The sequence below is a fragment of the Mesorhizobium ventifaucium genome, from assembly GCF_935822925.1.
Lineage (GTDB): Bacteria > Pseudomonadota > Alphaproteobacteria > Rhizobiales > Rhizobiaceae > Mesorhizobium > Mesorhizobium ventifaucium.
Window position 1 is genome coordinate 84,973 of the sequence record NZ_CAKXZS010000009.1, and the last position, 16,632, is coordinate 101,604.

Annotated in this window: 16 protein-coding genes; 7 read left to right on the top strand and 9 right to left on the bottom strand. The window is 64.8% G+C overall.

Annotation, left to right across the window (positions count from 1 at the left end):
• Positions 1-208 precede the first annotated feature (208 nt).
• Positions 209-514, top strand: coding sequence for an ATP-dependent Clp protease adapter ClpS (clpS, locus tag NMG70_RS07240; protein ID WP_254023894.1), 306 nt, complete (start codon positions 209-211; stop codon positions 512-514).
• A 176-nt stretch (positions 515-690) separates the two neighbouring features.
• On the opposite strand, the gene NMG70_RS07245 is transcribed toward clpS, so the two are convergent.
• Genes NMG70_RS07245 through NMG70_RS07260 form a run of 4 tightly spaced genes read right to left on the bottom strand, consistent with a single transcriptional unit; the run spans position 691 to position 7,522 of the window.
• On the bottom strand, positions 691-2,778 hold the full coding sequence (locus tag NMG70_RS07245; protein ID WP_254023895.1) for a hypothetical protein: 2,088 nt from the start codon (positions 2,776-2,778) through the stop codon (positions 691-693).
• A 3-nt stretch (positions 2,779-2,781) separates the two neighbouring features.
• Positions 2,782-5,607 (bottom strand): DUF4159 domain-containing protein, encoded by a 2,826-nt coding sequence (locus NMG70_RS07250; RefSeq protein WP_254023896.1) that lies wholly within the window; start codon positions 5,605-5,607, stop codon positions 2,782-2,784.
• On the bottom strand, positions 5,604-6,518 hold the full coding sequence (locus NMG70_RS07255) for a DUF58 domain-containing protein (protein ID WP_254023897.1): 915 nt from the start codon (positions 6,516-6,518) through the stop codon (positions 5,604-5,606). Before NMG70_RS07255 ends, NMG70_RS07250 begins: the two co-directional genes overlap by 4 nt.
• Complete coding sequence (locus tag NMG70_RS07260; protein WP_254023898.1) at positions 6,518-7,522, bottom strand: AAA family ATPase; 1,005 nt, start codon at positions 7,520-7,522, stop codon at positions 6,518-6,520. The genes NMG70_RS07255 and NMG70_RS07260 overlap by 1 nt, the downstream gene beginning before the upstream one ends.
• A 146-nt stretch (positions 7,523-7,668) precedes the next feature.
• Between NMG70_RS07260 and NMG70_RS07265 the strand changes: the two genes are divergently transcribed.
• From NMG70_RS07265 to NMG70_RS07275, 3 genes are all read left to right on the top strand, one after another.
• On the top strand, positions 7,669-8,298 hold the full coding sequence (locus NMG70_RS07265) for a DUF1285 domain-containing protein (RefSeq protein WP_254023974.1): 630 nt from the start codon (positions 7,669-7,671) through the stop codon (positions 8,296-8,298).
• Positions 8,299-8,375: 77 nt separating this feature from the next.
• A complete protein-coding gene (locus NMG70_RS07270) occupies positions 8,376-9,008 on the top strand; it encodes a CoA pyrophosphatase (RefSeq protein ID WP_254023975.1) in 633 nt (210 codons plus the stop codon).
• A gap of 8 nt (positions 9,009-9,016) precedes the next feature.
• Positions 9,017-10,273, top strand: a complete 1,257-nt coding sequence (locus NMG70_RS07275; protein ID WP_254023899.1) for a CCA tRNA nucleotidyltransferase — start codon at positions 9,017-9,019, stop codon at positions 10,271-10,273.
• Positions 10,274-10,390: 117 nt separating this feature from the next.
• Here NMG70_RS07275 and NMG70_RS07280 read toward each other — a convergent pair whose 3' ends face one another.
• From NMG70_RS07280 to hemF, 3 genes are all read right to left on the bottom strand, one after another.
• On the bottom strand, positions 10,391-10,576 hold the full coding sequence (locus tag NMG70_RS07280; RefSeq protein WP_254023900.1) for a DUF1059 domain-containing protein: 186 nt from the start codon (positions 10,574-10,576) through the stop codon (positions 10,391-10,393).
• A 246-nt stretch (positions 10,577-10,822) separates the two neighbouring features.
• A complete protein-coding gene (locus NMG70_RS07285; protein WP_254023901.1) occupies positions 10,823-11,083 on the bottom strand; it encodes a DUF1344 domain-containing protein in 261 nt (86 codons plus the stop codon).
• A 246-nt stretch (positions 11,084-11,329) separates the two neighbouring features.
• Positions 11,330-12,244, bottom strand: a complete 915-nt coding sequence (hemF, locus tag NMG70_RS07290) for an oxygen-dependent coproporphyrinogen oxidase (protein ID WP_254023902.1) — start codon at positions 12,242-12,244, stop codon at positions 11,330-11,332.
• A 107-nt stretch (positions 12,245-12,351) separates the two neighbouring features.
• Between hemF and NMG70_RS07295 the strand changes: the two genes are divergently transcribed.
• Complete coding sequence (locus tag NMG70_RS07295; RefSeq protein WP_006202578.1) at positions 12,352-12,609, top strand: hypothetical protein; 258 nt, start codon at positions 12,352-12,354, stop codon at positions 12,607-12,609.
• 186 nt (positions 12,610-12,795) lie between these two features.
• On the opposite strand, the gene soxR is transcribed toward NMG70_RS07295, so the two are convergent.
• Positions 12,796-13,248 (bottom strand): redox-sensitive transcriptional activator SoxR, encoded by a 453-nt coding sequence (gene soxR, locus NMG70_RS07300; RefSeq protein ID WP_254023903.1) that lies wholly within the window; start codon positions 13,246-13,248, stop codon positions 12,796-12,798.
• 168 nt (positions 13,249-13,416) lie between these two features.
• Positions 13,417-13,875, bottom strand: coding sequence for a tRNA (cytidine(34)-2'-O)-methyltransferase (locus tag NMG70_RS07305; RefSeq protein WP_254023904.1), 459 nt, complete (start codon positions 13,873-13,875; stop codon positions 13,417-13,419).
• Between the two features lie 284 nt (positions 13,876-14,159).
• Between NMG70_RS07305 and NMG70_RS07310 the strand changes: the two genes are divergently transcribed.
• Together NMG70_RS07310 and NMG70_RS07315 are read left to right on the top strand one after the other, a co-directional pair.
• Positions 14,160-14,690: a hypothetical protein gene (locus NMG70_RS07310; RefSeq protein ID WP_254023905.1), complete on the top strand. Its 531-nt coding sequence runs from the start codon at positions 14,160-14,162 to the stop codon at positions 14,688-14,690.
• A 29-nt stretch (positions 14,691-14,719) separates the two neighbouring features.
• Positions 14,720-16,594, top strand: coding sequence for an ABC transporter ATP-binding protein (locus NMG70_RS07315; RefSeq protein WP_254023976.1), 1,875 nt, complete (start codon positions 14,720-14,722; stop codon positions 16,592-16,594).
• Positions 16,595-16,632 lie beyond the last annotated feature (38 nt).

Below are 16,632 nucleotides of genomic sequence, written 5' to 3' on the forward strand. Positions count from 1 at the left end.
TTCCTTCGCGCGCGCGTCTCTGTACTGCCGCACATCTCCCCCGCGGGGGAGATGTGCGGCAGTCACGGATTTCGTCAATCGCATGGGCACAGACTTGTGAATGGCCGCGCCCGTCGGGAAGGCGGTTTGGGCGCGGCTCAAAATGGACGACCGCTTTTGCCTATGTCAGAATGAAAGCGAAATCTCTTGCGCGCAGTTGCCGGTTCCAATGCCTGAGATCGTCACCAAACCCCGCCCCAAAACGAAGCCGCAAATCGAACGGCCGAAGCTCTACAAGGTTATCCTCCTCAATGACGATTTCACGCCGCGCGAGTTCGTGGTGACGGTGCTCAAGGGCGAATTCAAGCTGAGCGAAGACCAGGCGCGGCGGGTGATGATCACCGCGCACCAGCGCGGCGTCTGTGTCGTCGCCGTCTTCACCAGGGACGTTGCCGAGACCAAGGCGACACGGGCGACCGATGCCGGCAAGGCCAAGGGCTACCCGCTGATGTTCACGACGGAACCGGAGGAGTAGCGCAGCGGTTTTTTCTTCTCCCCTTGTGGGAGAAGGAGGCCGAGCGAAGCTCGGTCGGATGAGGGGTGCTCCAGCTTTGCACCAACAGCACTCCGGCCAGCACCCCTCTTCCGTCTTGGCGCTGCGCGCCAATCCACCTTCTCCCACAACAAGGGGAGAAGGGAAAGTCGGCGTCGCTACCGCCCCTCGCGGTACCACATCGAGCCCAATGCCAGCAGCAGCAGACCGAGGCCGAGGAACCCGCCGAACAGCGGCACGCGCGAGACGGCCTTCAGCACGCTGTCGTCGGTGGTGCGCAGGCCGATCCAGTCGTTGCCGGTCGCCGCGCCCGTGGAGCGGACCGGGACGACCGACGGCAGCGTGACGCCGCCGGCGAGGTTGCCAAGCGCCGAAGACGGCGCCAGCCGGCGCACGCTGCCGCCGGTGGCCTCTGCCGGGGCTTTCAGCCGGTTCTCGGTGGAGACGACGTCGGTGAATTCCGGTGCGTTGACCGGGCCGACATGGGCAAGCGCTTTCAGGTCGCCATTGCCGACCTGATAGAGGCCGATCTCGCTGGTCTCTATGCTGCCCAGGAAGACGCCGGGTTCGGCTCTCTCGAGCTTTACGGTCATCGCCTTGCCGGACGGGGTGATGATCTGCGCCGGGCCAGGATCGTCGCTCATCGTCTGGCGGCGGATTTCCAGCATCATGCCGCGGCCGTCGGCGGTCAGCCGCTCCTCCTCGAGTTCGGGCTCCTTCATCAGCCAGTGGGCGATGCGGCGATAGAGCTGGACATGCGGGCCGCCGCCCTCGAAGCCGCGCGCCCACAACCAGCCCTGGTCGGACAAGAACATGCCGACGCGGCCTTCACCCTTACGGTCGAGCAGCAGCAGCGGACGGTCGTCGGCGCCCTTCATCACCGCCTCGCCCCCGGGGTTCTCGACGCCGATGGTGCGGAACCAGCGGCTCCAGTGCGGCGGCTCGGTGGCGGAGCCGTCAAGCCCGCGCGTCACCGGATGGCGCTGGCCGAGCTCGGTGAGGCGCGGATAAAAGGCCTTTTCGACGACTTCGCCGGTCGGCATCGCCGGCAGCGCCGACATCAATGGCGTGCGGGCGATGGAACTTTCGCCGGCATATTCGGGTCCTGCCGCGATCAGCAGCGCGCCGCCCTTTTCGACATATTCGGCGATGTAGTCGTAATAAAGGATCGGCAGCACGTCGCGGTGCTGGTAGCGGTCGAAGATGATCAGGTCGAAATCCTTGATCTTCTCGACGAACAGTTCGCGCGTCGGGAAGGCGATCAGAGACAATTCGTTGATCGGCGTACCGTCCTGCTTTTCCGGCGGGCGCAGAATGGTGAAGTGGACAAGATCGACCGAGGCGTCGGATTTCAGCAAATTGCGCCAGGTGCGTTCGCCGGCATGCGGTTCGCCGGAGACCAGCAGCACACGCAAATTCTCGCGGATGCCGTCGATCAGCGCGATGGCGCGGTTGTTGGTGTCGGTGAGTTCGTCGGGTTCGGGATCGATTGCGAGTTCGACGATGTTGCGGCCGGCGCCGGGAATGGTCACCTGCAGCGGCATGGCCTGGCCGATGGTGGCGCGCTCGACCGAAACCTGCTCGCCATTGACCGAGACGCGCACATCGACCGAGCCGGCCTCGTTGTTGGTGCCGATGACGCGATAGGTCATTTCGAGCGGCTTGCCGACCAGACCGAAGCGCGGCGCATTCTCGAAGCGGATGCGGCGATCCTTTTCCTGGTCGTTGCCGGTGATCAGCGCGTGCAGCGGAGCGTTGAAGTCGGGCGTGCCGCCTGGGACGTCATGCACCTCGCCGTCGGTGATCATGATGGCGCCGCCGATGCGCGAAGGCGGCACGTCGCGGAAAGCGCTCTCAAGTGCCCCGAAAAGCCGCGTTTCGGTGCGCTCCTCGGCGGCTTCCGACTTGCCGGCCTCGACGACGCGGACGTCGAACTGCTTGAAGCGGCCGAGGCGCTGCTGAAGCCCGGCCAGCGCCTCGTCGGTCTGCTTGGTGCGCTCGCCAATGTCCTGGCTCTGGCTGCGGTCGACGACGACGGCGACGACGCTTTTCAGCGCCTCGCGCTCTTCGTCGAGCAACACCGGATTGAGTAGGGCCGCAGTCAGCGCCAGCAGGGCGGCAAAACGGAAGACCGCGCCGCGCTGGCGGAACCACAGGCCGACCAATGCCAGCAGCAACAGCGGTGCCAGCACCAGGCCGAGCAGCGGCCAGGAGATGAGCGGTTCGAAGGCGAGCGACAAGTTCATGGCTTACTGCCCCAGCCGTTCGAGCAGCACCGGCACATGCACCTGATCGGATTTGTAGTTGCCGGTCAGCATGTACATCATGATGTTGACGCCGGCGCGCAGGGCATAAATGCGCTGCATCGGATCCGACGGCACGGTCGGCAAAAGCGGGTCGCCATTCTCGTCGGCCGCCCAGGCGCCAGCGAAATCATTGGCGGTGATCATGATCTGCGAAACGCCGTCGCCGGTGCGTACCGGGCGGTTCTCGGTGTTGCTGGCTTCGAGCGACGCCGCGACCCAGAGCGGGCCACCGGCGAAGCGTCCGGGAAACTCAGGCAGGATGTAGAAGGATTTGGTCAGCACATGGTCCGACGGGACCGGCTCCAGCGCCGGCACGTTGAGGTTGCCGAGGATGTCGCGCAGCCGCTCCGTCGCCGGGCTGGCCTGCTCCGCGCCGATGCCGGTGGCGAACTGGTCGCGCGTGTCGAACAGTACCGTGCCGCCCTGCTGCATATAGGCGTCGACGCGGGCAATCGCGGCCTGGCTCGGCATCGGTGCGGCAGGGTCGATCGGCCAGTAGATCAGCGGATAGAAGGCAAGCTGGTCCTTCGAGATATCGACGCTGGCCGGCGCCCCCGGCTCAAGTGCGGTCTTCTCGATCAGGAAGCGTGTCAGGCCCTCCAGCCCGGCTTGGCTGATCGAATCGACGCTCCGGTCGCCGGTCTGCACATAGGCGATCCGGGTTTTCGAAATGTCCTCGATCGCCCGCTCATCACCGGGTTTGGCATCGTCGGCGCGGGCGATGTCGGGTTGGCCGACCAGGGCGCCGAGCGCAATCAGCAGGGCGGCGGTGGTTGCAGCAGCCGTGACGGCGCGGCGCGGCCGGCGCGAGAACAGGCCGCCCATCCAGAACACGGCCAGCGTATCGAGCACCATCAGCAGGAGGGCTGCCGCGACCAGCGGGCCCTTCAAATTGTGCGATTCGTCGAAAGCATACTGGATGGTGGTGACCGGCACGGTGATCTGAGGACGGACCAAAGGTGCGAAGCTGCTTTCGGCATTGAGCAGATTGTGGGCGATGACGCCGGTGTCGGAGCCGTACAGGCCGGGCGGGTTCTCGAACGTCACCGGCAGCGGGCCGGCACCCGGCACCAGCGGCCGTGCATCCGGCGTCGGCGGCACCAGCGTGCCATCGGCTGATATCATGCGGTAGGGCGCCAGCGAGGCGGCGGCGGCTTCTGCATTGGCGACCGCCGCACCCTGGTTGCGCGACAGTTGCACGATGCGGCGCAGCATCTCGACGAAGCTGCCGGAGATCGGCAGGTTCGACCAGGTCGCCTCCGGCGTGACATGGAACAGGACAAGTGTGCCCTTGCCCTTTTTCATCCCGGTCACCAGCGGCGTGCCGTCGGCAAGCGTGGCCCAGCTGCGCTCGACAATATCGGGCGTCGGCTCGGCCAGCACCTGCCTGGTGACGGTGACCTCGGCGGGCGGAGCGAGATCGGAGAAGGGGCCGGTCTTCGGAAAATCGGTGACCGGCTGCGGCGTCGTCCACGACAGCGCGCCGCCGAGCGAGCGCTCGCCGGTGCGCAGCCTGACCGGCAGCAGGTCGTCGTCATTGCCGGCGGCGACCAGCCGCGAGCCGGCGAACCGCACCAGCATGCCGCCATTGTCGACCCAGTCGACCAGCCTTTGCCGCACCTGCTGCGGAATGGTGCCGACATCGGCCATGACGATCATCGCCGGCTTCTGGTCGAGGAGCTGCGGGATGGCGTCCGCAAGGTCGGCGCTCGACGGCTCGGCCAGATCGGCGAAGGGCTGCAGCGCGCGGCGGATGTAGTACAGCGGCGACAAAAGCGGCTGCGCCTGGTCGGCTTCGGCCTGCGACAGCAGCCCGACGCGGCGGCGCTTGGAACTCTCGTCGAGCACGCGGACGGCGCCGGCCTGCCGCTGACCGTCGATCGCGATCGAGGCGAAGTCGTTGCGCAGCTCGAAAGGCACCGCCATGGTGCCGGTGGCAGTGGATTCGCCCGGTGAGAAGGTCAACGTGGCGTCGGCGATGCGGCGGCCCTTGTCGTCGAAGGCGCCGGCAGTCACCTGAGCCGGCGCCGGATCGCCCGGCGCGCGGATGGCGGTCAGCTCGAAGCCGTCCACCTGGTTGTCGGCGCCGGTCAGGCCGATCAAGCCAGGCCGGTCGGAAGCGGCCCAGACGACACGGGCGGCGTTCTTCGACAGAAGCGTGTTGAAGGCGGCCTCGTCGCCTTCCGCCGCCAGACCGTCGGCGAGCACGGCGACGCTGGCGCCCGGCAAGCTCTCCAGGGTTGCCGCGACGCGGGCGTAGACGGCCGGGCGGTCGGTCGGGATCGGCCGCGGCTTTGCCGCGCGCAGCCGGTCGAGCGCGGTGGCGGCGTCGAACGGGCCGATCTCGGCATTCGGTTTTTCGGCGGTGAAGGCGATGATGACAGGCACGTCGTTGGAGCTGGCATCGGCGATCAGCCGTTCGGCAGTGGCGACGCGCTGGCCCCAGTCGGCGGCACTTGCCCAGTCATTGTCGATGACCAGCGCAAGCGCGGCGCCCTCGGCCGGCAGTCTTTCACGCGGGTTGAAGACAGGTTCGGCCAACGCCGCAACGATAAGGGCCGCCATCAGCAGTCTGAGCAGCGTCAGCCACCACGGACTCTGTTGCGGCGTCTCCTCGCGCTTCAGCACCCGGGCAAGGATCTTCAGCGGCGGGAAGATCTCGGTCTGCGGCCTGGGCGGGGTGAACCGCAAAAGCCACCAGATCACCGGCAGGGCCAGAAGCCCCCACAGCACCATCGGCGCCCCGAACGAGAGCGGCAGCCAGCTCATGCGCGGATCCTCCCGGCTGAGCTGCCATCGACGGTCATCGCCATGTGGACACGCACCAGCGCATCGGAGGCGAGGCGGTCGGTGTGGTTGACGGTGAAGCTCCAGCCGAGGCGCTTGCACCAGTCGGTCAGTTCCTGGCGGCGGGCGATGTAAAGCAGTCGGTAGTCATCGCCCAGCGTTTCGGCGCGGCCGGCGGTCAGCTTTTCGCCGGTCTCGGGATCGGTGAATTCGGTGCGGCCGGCATAGGGAAATCTCTCCTCGGCCGGGTCGGCGACCTCGATCAGATGGGCACGCACGCCGTGGCGGGCGAGCACGTCAAGCCAGGCGATGGTCTCCTCGACCGGATCGAGGAAGTCGCTGACGATGACGATGTCGCAGAAGCGGCGGATGGCGGACAGGTCGGGCTTTGCCGGCAGTTCGCCGGCATGGGTGAGTTGTGCTGCGATCCGCTCGGCGCCGTTGCGGGCGGTGAACGGATCGGTCAGCCCGGGCCAGGCGATGCGCTCGCCGCTGCGCGACAGAAGCTCGGCCATGGCCAGCGCCAGCACCAGCGCGCGGGACTCCTTCGAGACGGTGGCGCCGGTCGATTTGTAGAGCATCGAAGGCGAGGGATCTGCCCACAGCCACACCGTATGGGCGGCCTCCCATTCGCGGTCTCGCACATAGATGTGGTCGTCGCGGGCCGAGCGGCGCCAGTCGATGCGCGAGGAGTCGCCCTCGACATAGGGCCGGAACTGCCAGAAATTCTCGCCGATACCGCGCTTGCGGCGGCCGTGCCAGCCGGCGATCACGGTGTTGACGATGCGACGCGCCTCGACCAGCAGGTCCGGCACCAACGACGCCCGCAACCGGCCGCGGGCGAGCGCGTCACGCGTCGCCGCCGGTGCCTGGGCCTCGCCTATACGCGCCATCAGATGCCTTTTGCCAGTTTCGCCACCACGTCGCGCACGGTCGTGCCCTCGGCACGGGCGGCAAAGGTCAGCGCCATGCGGTGCTGCAGGACCGGCTCGGCCAGCGCTCTGATGTCGTCGATCGACGGCGCCAGCCGTCCGTCATAGAGGGCGCGGGCGCGGGCGCACAGTGTCAGCGACTGGCTGGCGCGCGGGCCCGGGCCCCAGGCGACGTGCTTGTCGGTCTCGGCATTGCCCTGGCCGGGGCGCGCCGAGCGTACCAGCTGGAGGATCGCCTCGACGACGCTTTCCGGCACCGGCATGCGGCGAATGAGGGTCTGGATCTCCTTCAGCCGCGCTGGCTGCAGCACGTTCTGCGCCTTGGCGTCCTCAATGCCGGTGGTCTCCAGGAGGATGCGGCGCTCCGCCTCGATTTCCGGATAGAGGATGTCGACCTGCATCAGGAAACGGTCAAGCTGCGCCTCGGGCAGCGGGTAGGTGCCCTCCTGCTCCAGCGGGTTCTGCGTCGCCAGCACGTGGAAGGGCGCCGGCAGGTCGTGGCGGACACCGGCAATGGTGACGTGGTATTCCTGCATCGACTGCAGCAGCGCCGACTGGGTGCGCGGCGAGGCGCGGTTGATCTCGTCGGCCATCAGCAGCTGCGCGAAGATCGGCCCGGAGATGAAGCGGAACGAACGCTTGCCGAATTCGTCCTGCTCCATCACCTCGGTGCCGAGAATATCAGACGGCATCAGGTCGGGCGTGAACTGGATGCGGCGGGAATCGAGGCCGAGCACGATGCCCAGCGTCTCGACCAGCTTGGTCTTGGCGAGGCCGGGCACGCCGACCAGCAGCGCATGGCCGCCGGCGAGCAGCGCCACCAGCGTGCGTTCGACGACGCTTTCCTGGCCGAAGATGACGCGGCCGACGCCCTCGCGAACCCTGGAAATGTCGGCCAGTGCCGTCTCGGCCTGGGCGATCATGTCCTTTTCGCTGATCGGGCTTTCCTTGATCATCACGCTCATGCAGCATCGATCCTTCTCGTTGGAAATACCGGCTTGCAACTTCGACGCCACAGAGTGCCGCGATTCGGCCTCGCGTGGCGCCTGTCTTTGAACTTAAATCACAGACTTAGGCTGACAAGCGGAACAACAGTGACTATTTCGTGACCATGACAGAACGCGCCGACGATCGTGAAGGAAGTTTGACGACCGCGACCGAGGCGCGCGGACTAGAGGCGCTGATCTCGCGTGCCGCCCGCGCTGGCAAAGGGCCGGCGCCGGTGGATCGTTGGAATCCGGCCTTTTGCGGCGATCTCGACATGGAGATCAGACAGGACGGCACCTGGTTCTACCAGGGCACGCCGATCGGCCGCATGCCGCTGGTGCAGCTGTTTTCCTCCGTGCTGCGCAAAGACGAAGACGGCAGGACCTATCTGGTGACGCCGGTGGAAAAGGTCGGCCTCCGCGTCGTCGATGCGCCGTTCATCGCCGTCGAGATGGATGTTTGCGGCGCCGGCGATGGCCAAGTCATCACCTTTCGTACCAATGTCGGCGATGTGGTCGAGGCCGGGCCGGAGCATCCGCTGCGCTTTGTCGACGAGGACGCGACCGGCGGTCTGAAACCCTATGTGCTGGTGCGCGGACGGCTGGAGGCGCTGGTGGCGCGGCCGGTCATGTATGAATTGGTCGAGCATGGCGAGGAGATCGAGGTCGGCGGCCAAAGAATGTTTGCCGTCCGCTCGAAGGGTGCGGTCTATCCGATCATGCCGGCGGAAAAACTGCAGCGGCTGAGCGCATGAGAGGGCAGCGCCAAATGGCCAGCGCAAGGCGGATTGGGGCATGATGGACCAGGTGACGCTATGGACCAGGTGACATGATGGACCAGGTGACAGGGGCGCCGTTTTCCGCCACGGATTTTCGCGCCCGCGTCGCGGCGCAGCCGCTGGCGCATGCCGCCGACGATTATGGCGACCATCGCTTCAACCCCGGACATCCGCGTTTGAAGCTCGCAAAGGCGCTGCGCGATGCCGCCGTGCTGATCCCGGTGGTCGATCACGGACACGACGCCACGGTTCTGCTGACCAAGCGGGCGGAAAAGCTGCGCAACCATTCGGGGCAGGTGGCCTTTCCCGGAGGCACGATCGATCCTACCGACCCGAGCCCGGAGGCGGCGGCATTGCGCGAGACATTCGAGGAGATCGGGCTCAGCCAGGACCGGGTCGAGATCATCGGCCGCATGCCCGATTACGTGTCCGGCAGCGGCTACCGGATCGCCCCGGTGCTGGGAATAGTGCGGCCGGATTTTTCACTGACGCTGAATTCCGAGGAGGTCGACGCCGCCTTCGAAGTGCCGCTGCGCTTTCTGATGGACCCGGCCAACCACGGCCGCGACAGCCGCATGTGGAACGATCTCGAATGGGTCTTCTACGAAATGCCCTATGACGGACAACGCATCTGGGGCGTCACCGCGGGCATCATCCGCACGCTCTATGAAAGGCTCTATACGTGAGCGGTCGGATGTCGCTCGCGGGCAAAGCCGACTGGCTCGGGGAACGGCATTTGCAGCGCCTGCTGGCGGCTTTGGCGGATGGCGGCGAGGAGGCGCGCGTCGCAGGCGGTGCGGTGCGCAATGCGCTCATCGGCCAGCCGGTCGCCGACGTCGATATCGCCACCACTTGCCTGCCTGATGAAACCATCCGCCGCGCCGAGGCGGCGGGGTTCAAGGCCGTGCCGACCGGCATCGAGCACGGCACCATTACGATTGTCGCCGGCGGGAAGCCGTTCGAGGTGACTACGCTGCGCGCCGACATCGAGACCGACGGACGGCGGGCCAAGGTGTTGTTCGGGCGCGACTGGAAGGCCGATGCGGAACGGCGCGATTTCACCATCAACGCGCTCTATGCCGAGGCCGACGGCACGATCGTCGACCTGGTCGGCGGCATTGCCGATATCGAAGCGCGCCGGCTGCGCTTCATCGGCGATCCGGAGGCGCGCATCCGCGAGGATTATCTGCGCATCCTGCGCTTTTTCCGCTTCTTCGCCTGGTATGGCGACGGCCGGCCGGATGCCGAAGGGCTGAAGGCTTGCGCCCGGCTCAAGGAGGGGCTTGGCCAACTCTCGGCCGAGCGCGTCTGGTCCGAACTGAAGAAGCTGCTGTCGGCCCCCGATCCATCGCGCGCCATGCTGTGGATGCGCCAGGCGGGCGTGCTCACCAGCGTTCTGCCGGAGAGCGAGAAATGGGGCATCGATGCGATCCATGCGCTGACCAGGGCCGAGAAGGATCTCGGCTGGACGCCCGACCCGCTGCTCAGGCTGGAAGCGATCGTGCCGCCGGACGCGGCGCGGATGAAGACGCTCGCCGAGCGGCTGAGGTTCTCCGTCAGCGACGCCGGTCGTCTCAGGCAGTGGGCGCTGACAGCGCCCGTCGAGCCGATGACGACCGAAGTGGGATTCGCAAAACGGCTCTATCGCGGCGATCGTCAAGGCATTGTCGATCGCTTGCGGCTGTCGCTCGCTTCGGCTCGAGCCCAAGCGGTCGAGGACAACGACGCGCTGCTCGAGGCCGGCGGCCTCTCGCGGCTGCTGGCTTTCGCCGGAAAATGGAAAAAGCCCGACTTTCCGCTCAAGGGCGCCGATCTGACGAGGCTTGGCGCGTCGCCCGGGCCAAAACTCGGCGCAACCTTGAAGAACCTCGAAAACGAGTGGATCGAATCCGGCTTTGCGCTGGATCGCGGCGCACTCCTCGAGCGCGCCGCAGAAGCACTCGAAAACTGATGCATGTCGCGCAAAGCACGCCTCGGGCGCAGCGGTCTTGCGATAACGACATGCACAAAACAGAACTTAAAGGCGCGTCGCATGAATCCCTTCAAACGTGACGCGCTTTAGGAAAAATCAGGCCGCGTCGCGAGCCTGTTCGATGCGCGAACGGATCGCTTCGATCATCGTCTCGCGAATGATCGTCTCGCCATGCGTCTCACGCATATGCTCGACGGCGCGCCGCATGATCTCGGCTTCCTCGTCGGCGCGCGTATGCCAGTCACAACCCGGAACGAGCGAGCCGCAGTGGAATTCCTTCATCGGATTTCTTCCTTTTCCTCCTCGGAGCGCCGCATCTGCTCTGACCCGGAAGCTCCAGCACCTTTGATCGACGCATGATCTCTGTCGGAAACCGGTTCGGTTTCCGGGTCATGCGCTGGCGAACCAGCATAACACGATCGGCTGGTTTTGGTTGCCGCAGGGACCGAAAAAGGCGGAGCATCGCTGCTCCGCCCTCTTAACGCTACCCCGGAGGCAAGACCTCGTCTTGCTCCAGCGGGCAGCCGATCACTTCACGATCCTGACTGCCTTGGCAATTTTGTGCTTGCCGCTGATGTCCCACGAGACGCGGACCTTTTCGCCGGCTTTCAGGCCAGGATTCTTGAAGGTCTTGGGCAGCGTAAAGGTAGATCCGTTATCCAGAACAAGGCTCATCGCCGTTCCATCATAGGTCTTGACCGTGCCGGTGGTGTGCTTGACCGCTGCGAAGGCAGCGCCACCAGAGGCAAGAACGGCAGCAGCCGCAACCGACATAACAAGCTTGCGCATGGCATGCTCTCCTGGAAAATGAGGCACAATCTTGGGAAGGTGCCCCACTCAATCATGGGCCGTCCGGTCGCGTCGGGTCGCGGTTCCAGGGAGGCGAGAACCGCCGGCGTTTCCCGGCCCGTAACGAAAAATAGTCTGTTCTTTCAAGTGGATAGTAGACGAAAAAAGATATTCTGCGCGCCACATTCGCCGCCAAAATCCTGCGAATTGGACCTGATTGCGGCTCACGTCCGACTCACCGAGATTTCACGGCCATTTCACCTCTGGCGGCAGGCTGGACAGGATCGCGGCGACGTTGCCGCCGGTCTTCAGCCCGAAGATGGTGCCGCGATCGTGAAGCAAGTTGAATTCGACATAGCGGCCGCGGCGAATGAGCTGTTCTTCGCGGTCGCCGTCGGTCCAGTTGTCGTTGAAATTGGCCCGCACCAGATGCCCGTAGACGACGAGAAAAGTGCGCCCGACATCCTGGACGAAGTTGAAATCGGCGTTCCAGCCGCCTTTGTCCTCGTCCGAATGCAGCCAGTCGAAGAAGATGCCGCCGGTGCCGCGCGGTTCGTTGCGGTGCGGCAGATAGAAATACTCGTCGCACCAGGCCTTGAATTTCGCGTGGTCGGCGACGCCAACGTGCTTCTCGCAGGCGAATTGCATGGCGCGGTGGAAGGCGACCGTGTCCGGGTCGTCCTGGTTACGGCGACGGTCGAGCACCGGCGTCAAGTCGGCGCCGCCGCCGAACCACTGGCGCGAAGTGGCGACCATGCGCGTGTTCATGTGGACCGCCGGCACGTTGGGGTTCCAAGGATGGGCGATCAGCGAAATGCCGCTTGCCCAGAAGCGCGGGTCTTCCTCGGCGCCCGGCATCTGCTTCCTGAACTCCGGCGAGAACTCGCCATGGACCGTCGAGGTGTGGACGCCGACCTTTTCGAAGACGCGGCCACGCATCATCGACATGGTGCCGCCGCCGCCCTTGCCGGCGTCGCGCCCCCACGGCGTTTTTTCGAAGCGGCCGGGCGACCATGAAGCCTGCGGCCCCTGCAGGTCCTGCTCGATCTGCTCGAAGGCGGCGCAGATGCGCTCGCGCAACGTCTCGAACCACAGCCGCGCCTTCATCTTCTTCTTCTCGAAGTCGGCCGGCAGCCCCGCCGGTATTTCTGGTCGTTGCAAATGCTGTCTCCGCTTGTGGGGCGCGTACCCCGACAAATGACTCGTCTTTTCCGGCCGCGATCCCTAATCTCTTAGGTGCAAGGGTCAAGTGTGAATGGAGTTCTTTCGTGCGCACCCCGGCAAGACCGCCGCTGGATGGCCTAAAGAAGAGGCTCGACCGTTCGCGAGCCGAGCGCGAGCGCATGCCGCGCGACGGGTTCCTGCGCGAGACCTTCGTCCTGCCGCGCTCCGATGCGCGGCTCAAGGCGAAGGAATGGTTCGAGCGCTTTCCCAAGCAGGCCTACTGGACCGAGATCGAAAGCTGGTTCGAGCGGCCGGGCGACGTCATCGAATTCACCATCAGGCGATTGCCCGCGGCGGATTAGAACCTCGCGGGACGTATATTCCCTCAGGCAAATTGTCATGCCCGGCGCTGCCCCTCATTGTCCTGCCGGACATTCCTCCCCGTATAGTGACGGGGAGAAAGCACACCCGTCAATGGTTTCGCCAATCATCAACGCTGCAGAATTGAGGGGCAGCGCTGATGTGGCGAACTGTTCTGAAGCGTAGCGTCAGCGGGGTGAAGCGACCATTAGCCTTCTAGCCCCGGTGCCTTCCCTCGCCAGCCGATCGTCCTTGTTGCGCAGCGGGCACTTGTCGATCGACATGCAGCCGCAGCCGATGCAGTCGGTCAGCCCGTCGCGCAGCTTCTTCAGCTGGGCAATCTTCTGGTCGAGCTGGTCACGCCAGGCGGTTGAAAGCAGGTTCCAGTCCTCACGCGTCGGCGTGCGGCCTTCAGGCAGGGATGCCAATGCCTCGCCGATCTCGGCCAGCGAGATGCCGACCTCCTGTGCCACCTTGATGATCGCCACCCGCCGCAGCACGTCGCGGCCGTAGCGCCGCTGGTTGCCTGATGTGCGGTGGCTGCGGATCAGTCGGCGCGCCTCGTAGAAATGCAGCGCCGATACCGCCACCCCGCTTCGCGTCGCCACCTGGCCGACCGTCAGTTCCGTCACTGCAGCCATTCGAATTTTCCGCTTGACCTCAAGTTAAGTTGAGCTTGTAACGAAGAAACCCTGGACATGCAAACGCAGGAGAAGGCGATGTGCGCCTGGGTGAGAATGACAAGAGACGGTGCAGTCGTCGGCCAGAAAGCGGCTATAATCGCGGCGTCCACTGAGGGTCTGCAAATCCTATCCGAGCTGCCGGATCGCCTCGCCGGCCACCATGGCGACGGAAAGCGCGACGTTGATGCTGCGCGCGCCCGGTTGCATCGGGATGATCAGTCGCGCATCCGCCGCCTCGTGGACAGGATCCGGCACGCCTGCGGATTCACGGCCGAACAAAAGAATGTCGGCATCGGCGAAGGCGAAATCGGTGTAGGCGGTCGCGGCTCTGGTCGACAGCAGCACCAGCCGCCGCGCTTCGCCTCTGCGCCAGTTCTCGAAGGCGTGCCAGTCGACATGCCGGGTCAGCGCCGCCATTTCGAGATAATCCATGCCGGCTCGTTTCAGCGCCCGGTCGGAGAGCGGGAAGCCGGCCGGTTCGATGATGTCGACGCCGAGACCGAGGCAAGCCGCGAAGCGCAGGATTGTCCCGGTGTTGCCGGCGATATCCGGCTGGTAGAGCGCGATGCGGAGACGGTGGTTCATTTCCGCATCCTTCTAATAAGTGGCAGATCGGCCACAGCCGGTTCGCGGTTTTGGAAATTGCTGGACTGGCGGGTGGTCATTTTCTGCGAAGTCGGTTATACGCCGGGCATTGTCAACCCGAACCGATGGAGGGGTAATTCATGATGATCATGTACATCCAGCGCCCCTCTTGTGGGCTTACCAGCCTGCCGGCGGTTTCGGTACGACGATTCTCCTGACCTTTTAAGCTTCAATCGCACCGATTCCCGCCGAAACCTTTTTTCGGTCTTCGAAGGAATCCTGCGATGTTTTTCAAGCTGTCGAAGGGGCTGAACGCCCCGCCTGAACACGCCTCTGTTCAATCCCTGCCTTTCGCCGGCCATTCACCTGCGAACCGGCCGGATTTTTTTCCCTATTTTCACATGGAGGACGGACCGATGTTCGATGCCTGCAAGATTCCCGGCTCGAGAAACCTGCACGAGCGCAGGATGGCGACCTCAGTGCTTTTGGTCGGCGAAACCTACTCGTCGGCGGTTCACGCCGAAACCCGCCGGCGCCCGCATCGCGGCATGCTGCCGGACGTCGATTTCTCGCACGCGGTTCCCGACCGCAGCCGCCCGTCGCTGGTGCGCCGGATCATCAGGCTGATCCGCCCTGGCGCGAAAACCGGCGCGAAACTCTGGGTCGTCGACACAGCGCTGTCAGGATCGTCAAACGGGCCTGTCGGCGAAAAGCCCGCGACATCCTATATTGCGCGAAGCAGGATCGGCGGCCGGGACGCCGGTCTTTGCCGCCACGCGCTCCTCCCAGGACGCTACGCGTTCCCGCGCGCGTGAGCGAAAACAAGCACATGAGTACCAAGACAATGTTCCGCTGGTTTGAAACAAGGCTAGATCCGTTCCCTGCCGAGGAGCCGGTCGAGCCGCCGAAGACGCTGATCGCCTTCTGCGTGCACTATACGCGCGGCGCCTGGCCCTACATCGCGATCGATGCGATGCTGGTGACGGCTATCGCCCTTGCCGAGGTGTGGATGTTCGGCTTCATGGGCCGGATCGTCGACTGGCTGTCGGTGCAGAACCGCGAGACATTCCTGCAGACCGAGGGCTGGAAGCTCGCCGGCATGGCTTTCATCGTGGTGTTCGCGCTGCCGGCGACGGTCTGGTTCCATGCGCTCCTCAACCAGCAGACGCTGATGGGCAACTACCCGATGCGTATCCGCTGGCAGGTGCATCGCTACCTGCTCAAGCAGTCGATGGCCTTCTACCAGGACGAGTTCGCCGGACGCATCGCGACCAAGCTGATGCAGACGGCGCTCGCCGTGCGCGAATGCGTCATCAAGCTCATCGACGTGCTCAATTATGTCGTGGTCTATTTCCTCGGCATGCTGTTCATTGTCGGCTCGGCCGACTGGCGGCTGGCGGCACCGCTTGCCGTCTGGCTTGCCGGCTATGTCCTGCTCCTGCGCTATTTCATCCCGCGATTGGGCAAGGTCGGCGAGGAGCAGGCCAACGCGCGCTCGACCATGACCGGCCGCGTCGTCGACAGCTACTCCAACATCCAGACGGTCAAGCTGTTCTCGCATGCGCGGCGCGAGGCTTCCTTCGCCCGGGAAGGCATGGCCGGCTTTCTCGATACGGTCTACCGGTCGATGCGGCTGGTGACGCAGCTCTATGGCCTGCTCTACGTCCTGAACTCACTGCTGTTGTTTTCGGTCACTGCGATCTCGCTGTGGCTGTGGCTCGGCCAGGTAGTGACGATCGGCGCCGTCGCCCTGGTCATAGGGCTCGTTCTTCGGCTCTGGGGCATGTCGCAATGGATCATGTGGGAGATGTCCACCCTGTTCGAGAATATCGGCACGGTGCAGGACGGCATCAGCTCGATCTCGCTGCCGCGCGTCGTCGAAGACAGGCCTGGCGCCAAGGACATTGTCGTGACCAAGGGCGAGATCCGTTTCGAGGACATCCGCTTCCACTACGGCAAGCAGAAAGGCATGATCGAAAGCCTGTCGCTGACGGTGAAGCCGGGCGAAAAGGTCGGCATCGTCGGCCGCTCGGGCGCCGGCAAGTCGACGCTGGTCAACCTTCTGTTGCGCTTCTACGACCTTGAAGCTGGCCGGATCCTGATCGACGGCCAGGACATCGCGGCGGTGACGCAGGATTCGCTGCGCGCCCAGATAGCCATGGTCACGCAGGATACCTCGCTGCTGCATCGCTCAGTGCGCGAGAACATCCTTTATGGCCGACCGGACGCCAGCAACGAGATGCTGGTCGAGGCAGCACGCCGCGCCGAGGCGCTTGATTTCATATCAAAGCTTTCGGACGCCAGTGGCCGCACGGGTTTCGATGCGCATGTCGGCGATCGCGGCGTCAAATTGTCCGGCGGCCAGCGGCAACGCATCGCGATTGCCCGTGTTATGCTGAAGGACGCACCGATCCTCATCCTCGACGAGGCGACGTCTGCGCTGGATTCGGAGGCCGAGGCGGCAATCCAGGAGAACCTTTACAAGCTCATGCAAGGCAAGACCGTCATCGCCATAGCGCACCGGCTCTCGACCATCGCGGCGATGGACCGGCTCGTCGTTATGGACAAGGGCCGCGTCATCGAGGAAGGCTCGCATGAGGAACTCGTCGCCAGCGGCGGGCTCTATGCGCAGCTTTGGCAGCGTCAGTCGGGCGGCTTCCTGCTCGACGAGGGTGCGGCCGCCAACGATGCCATCGTTAGGGGTCAAGCCGCAGAATGAGGGCAGCAGAATGATGGGCCGCAGAATGATGGCACCGG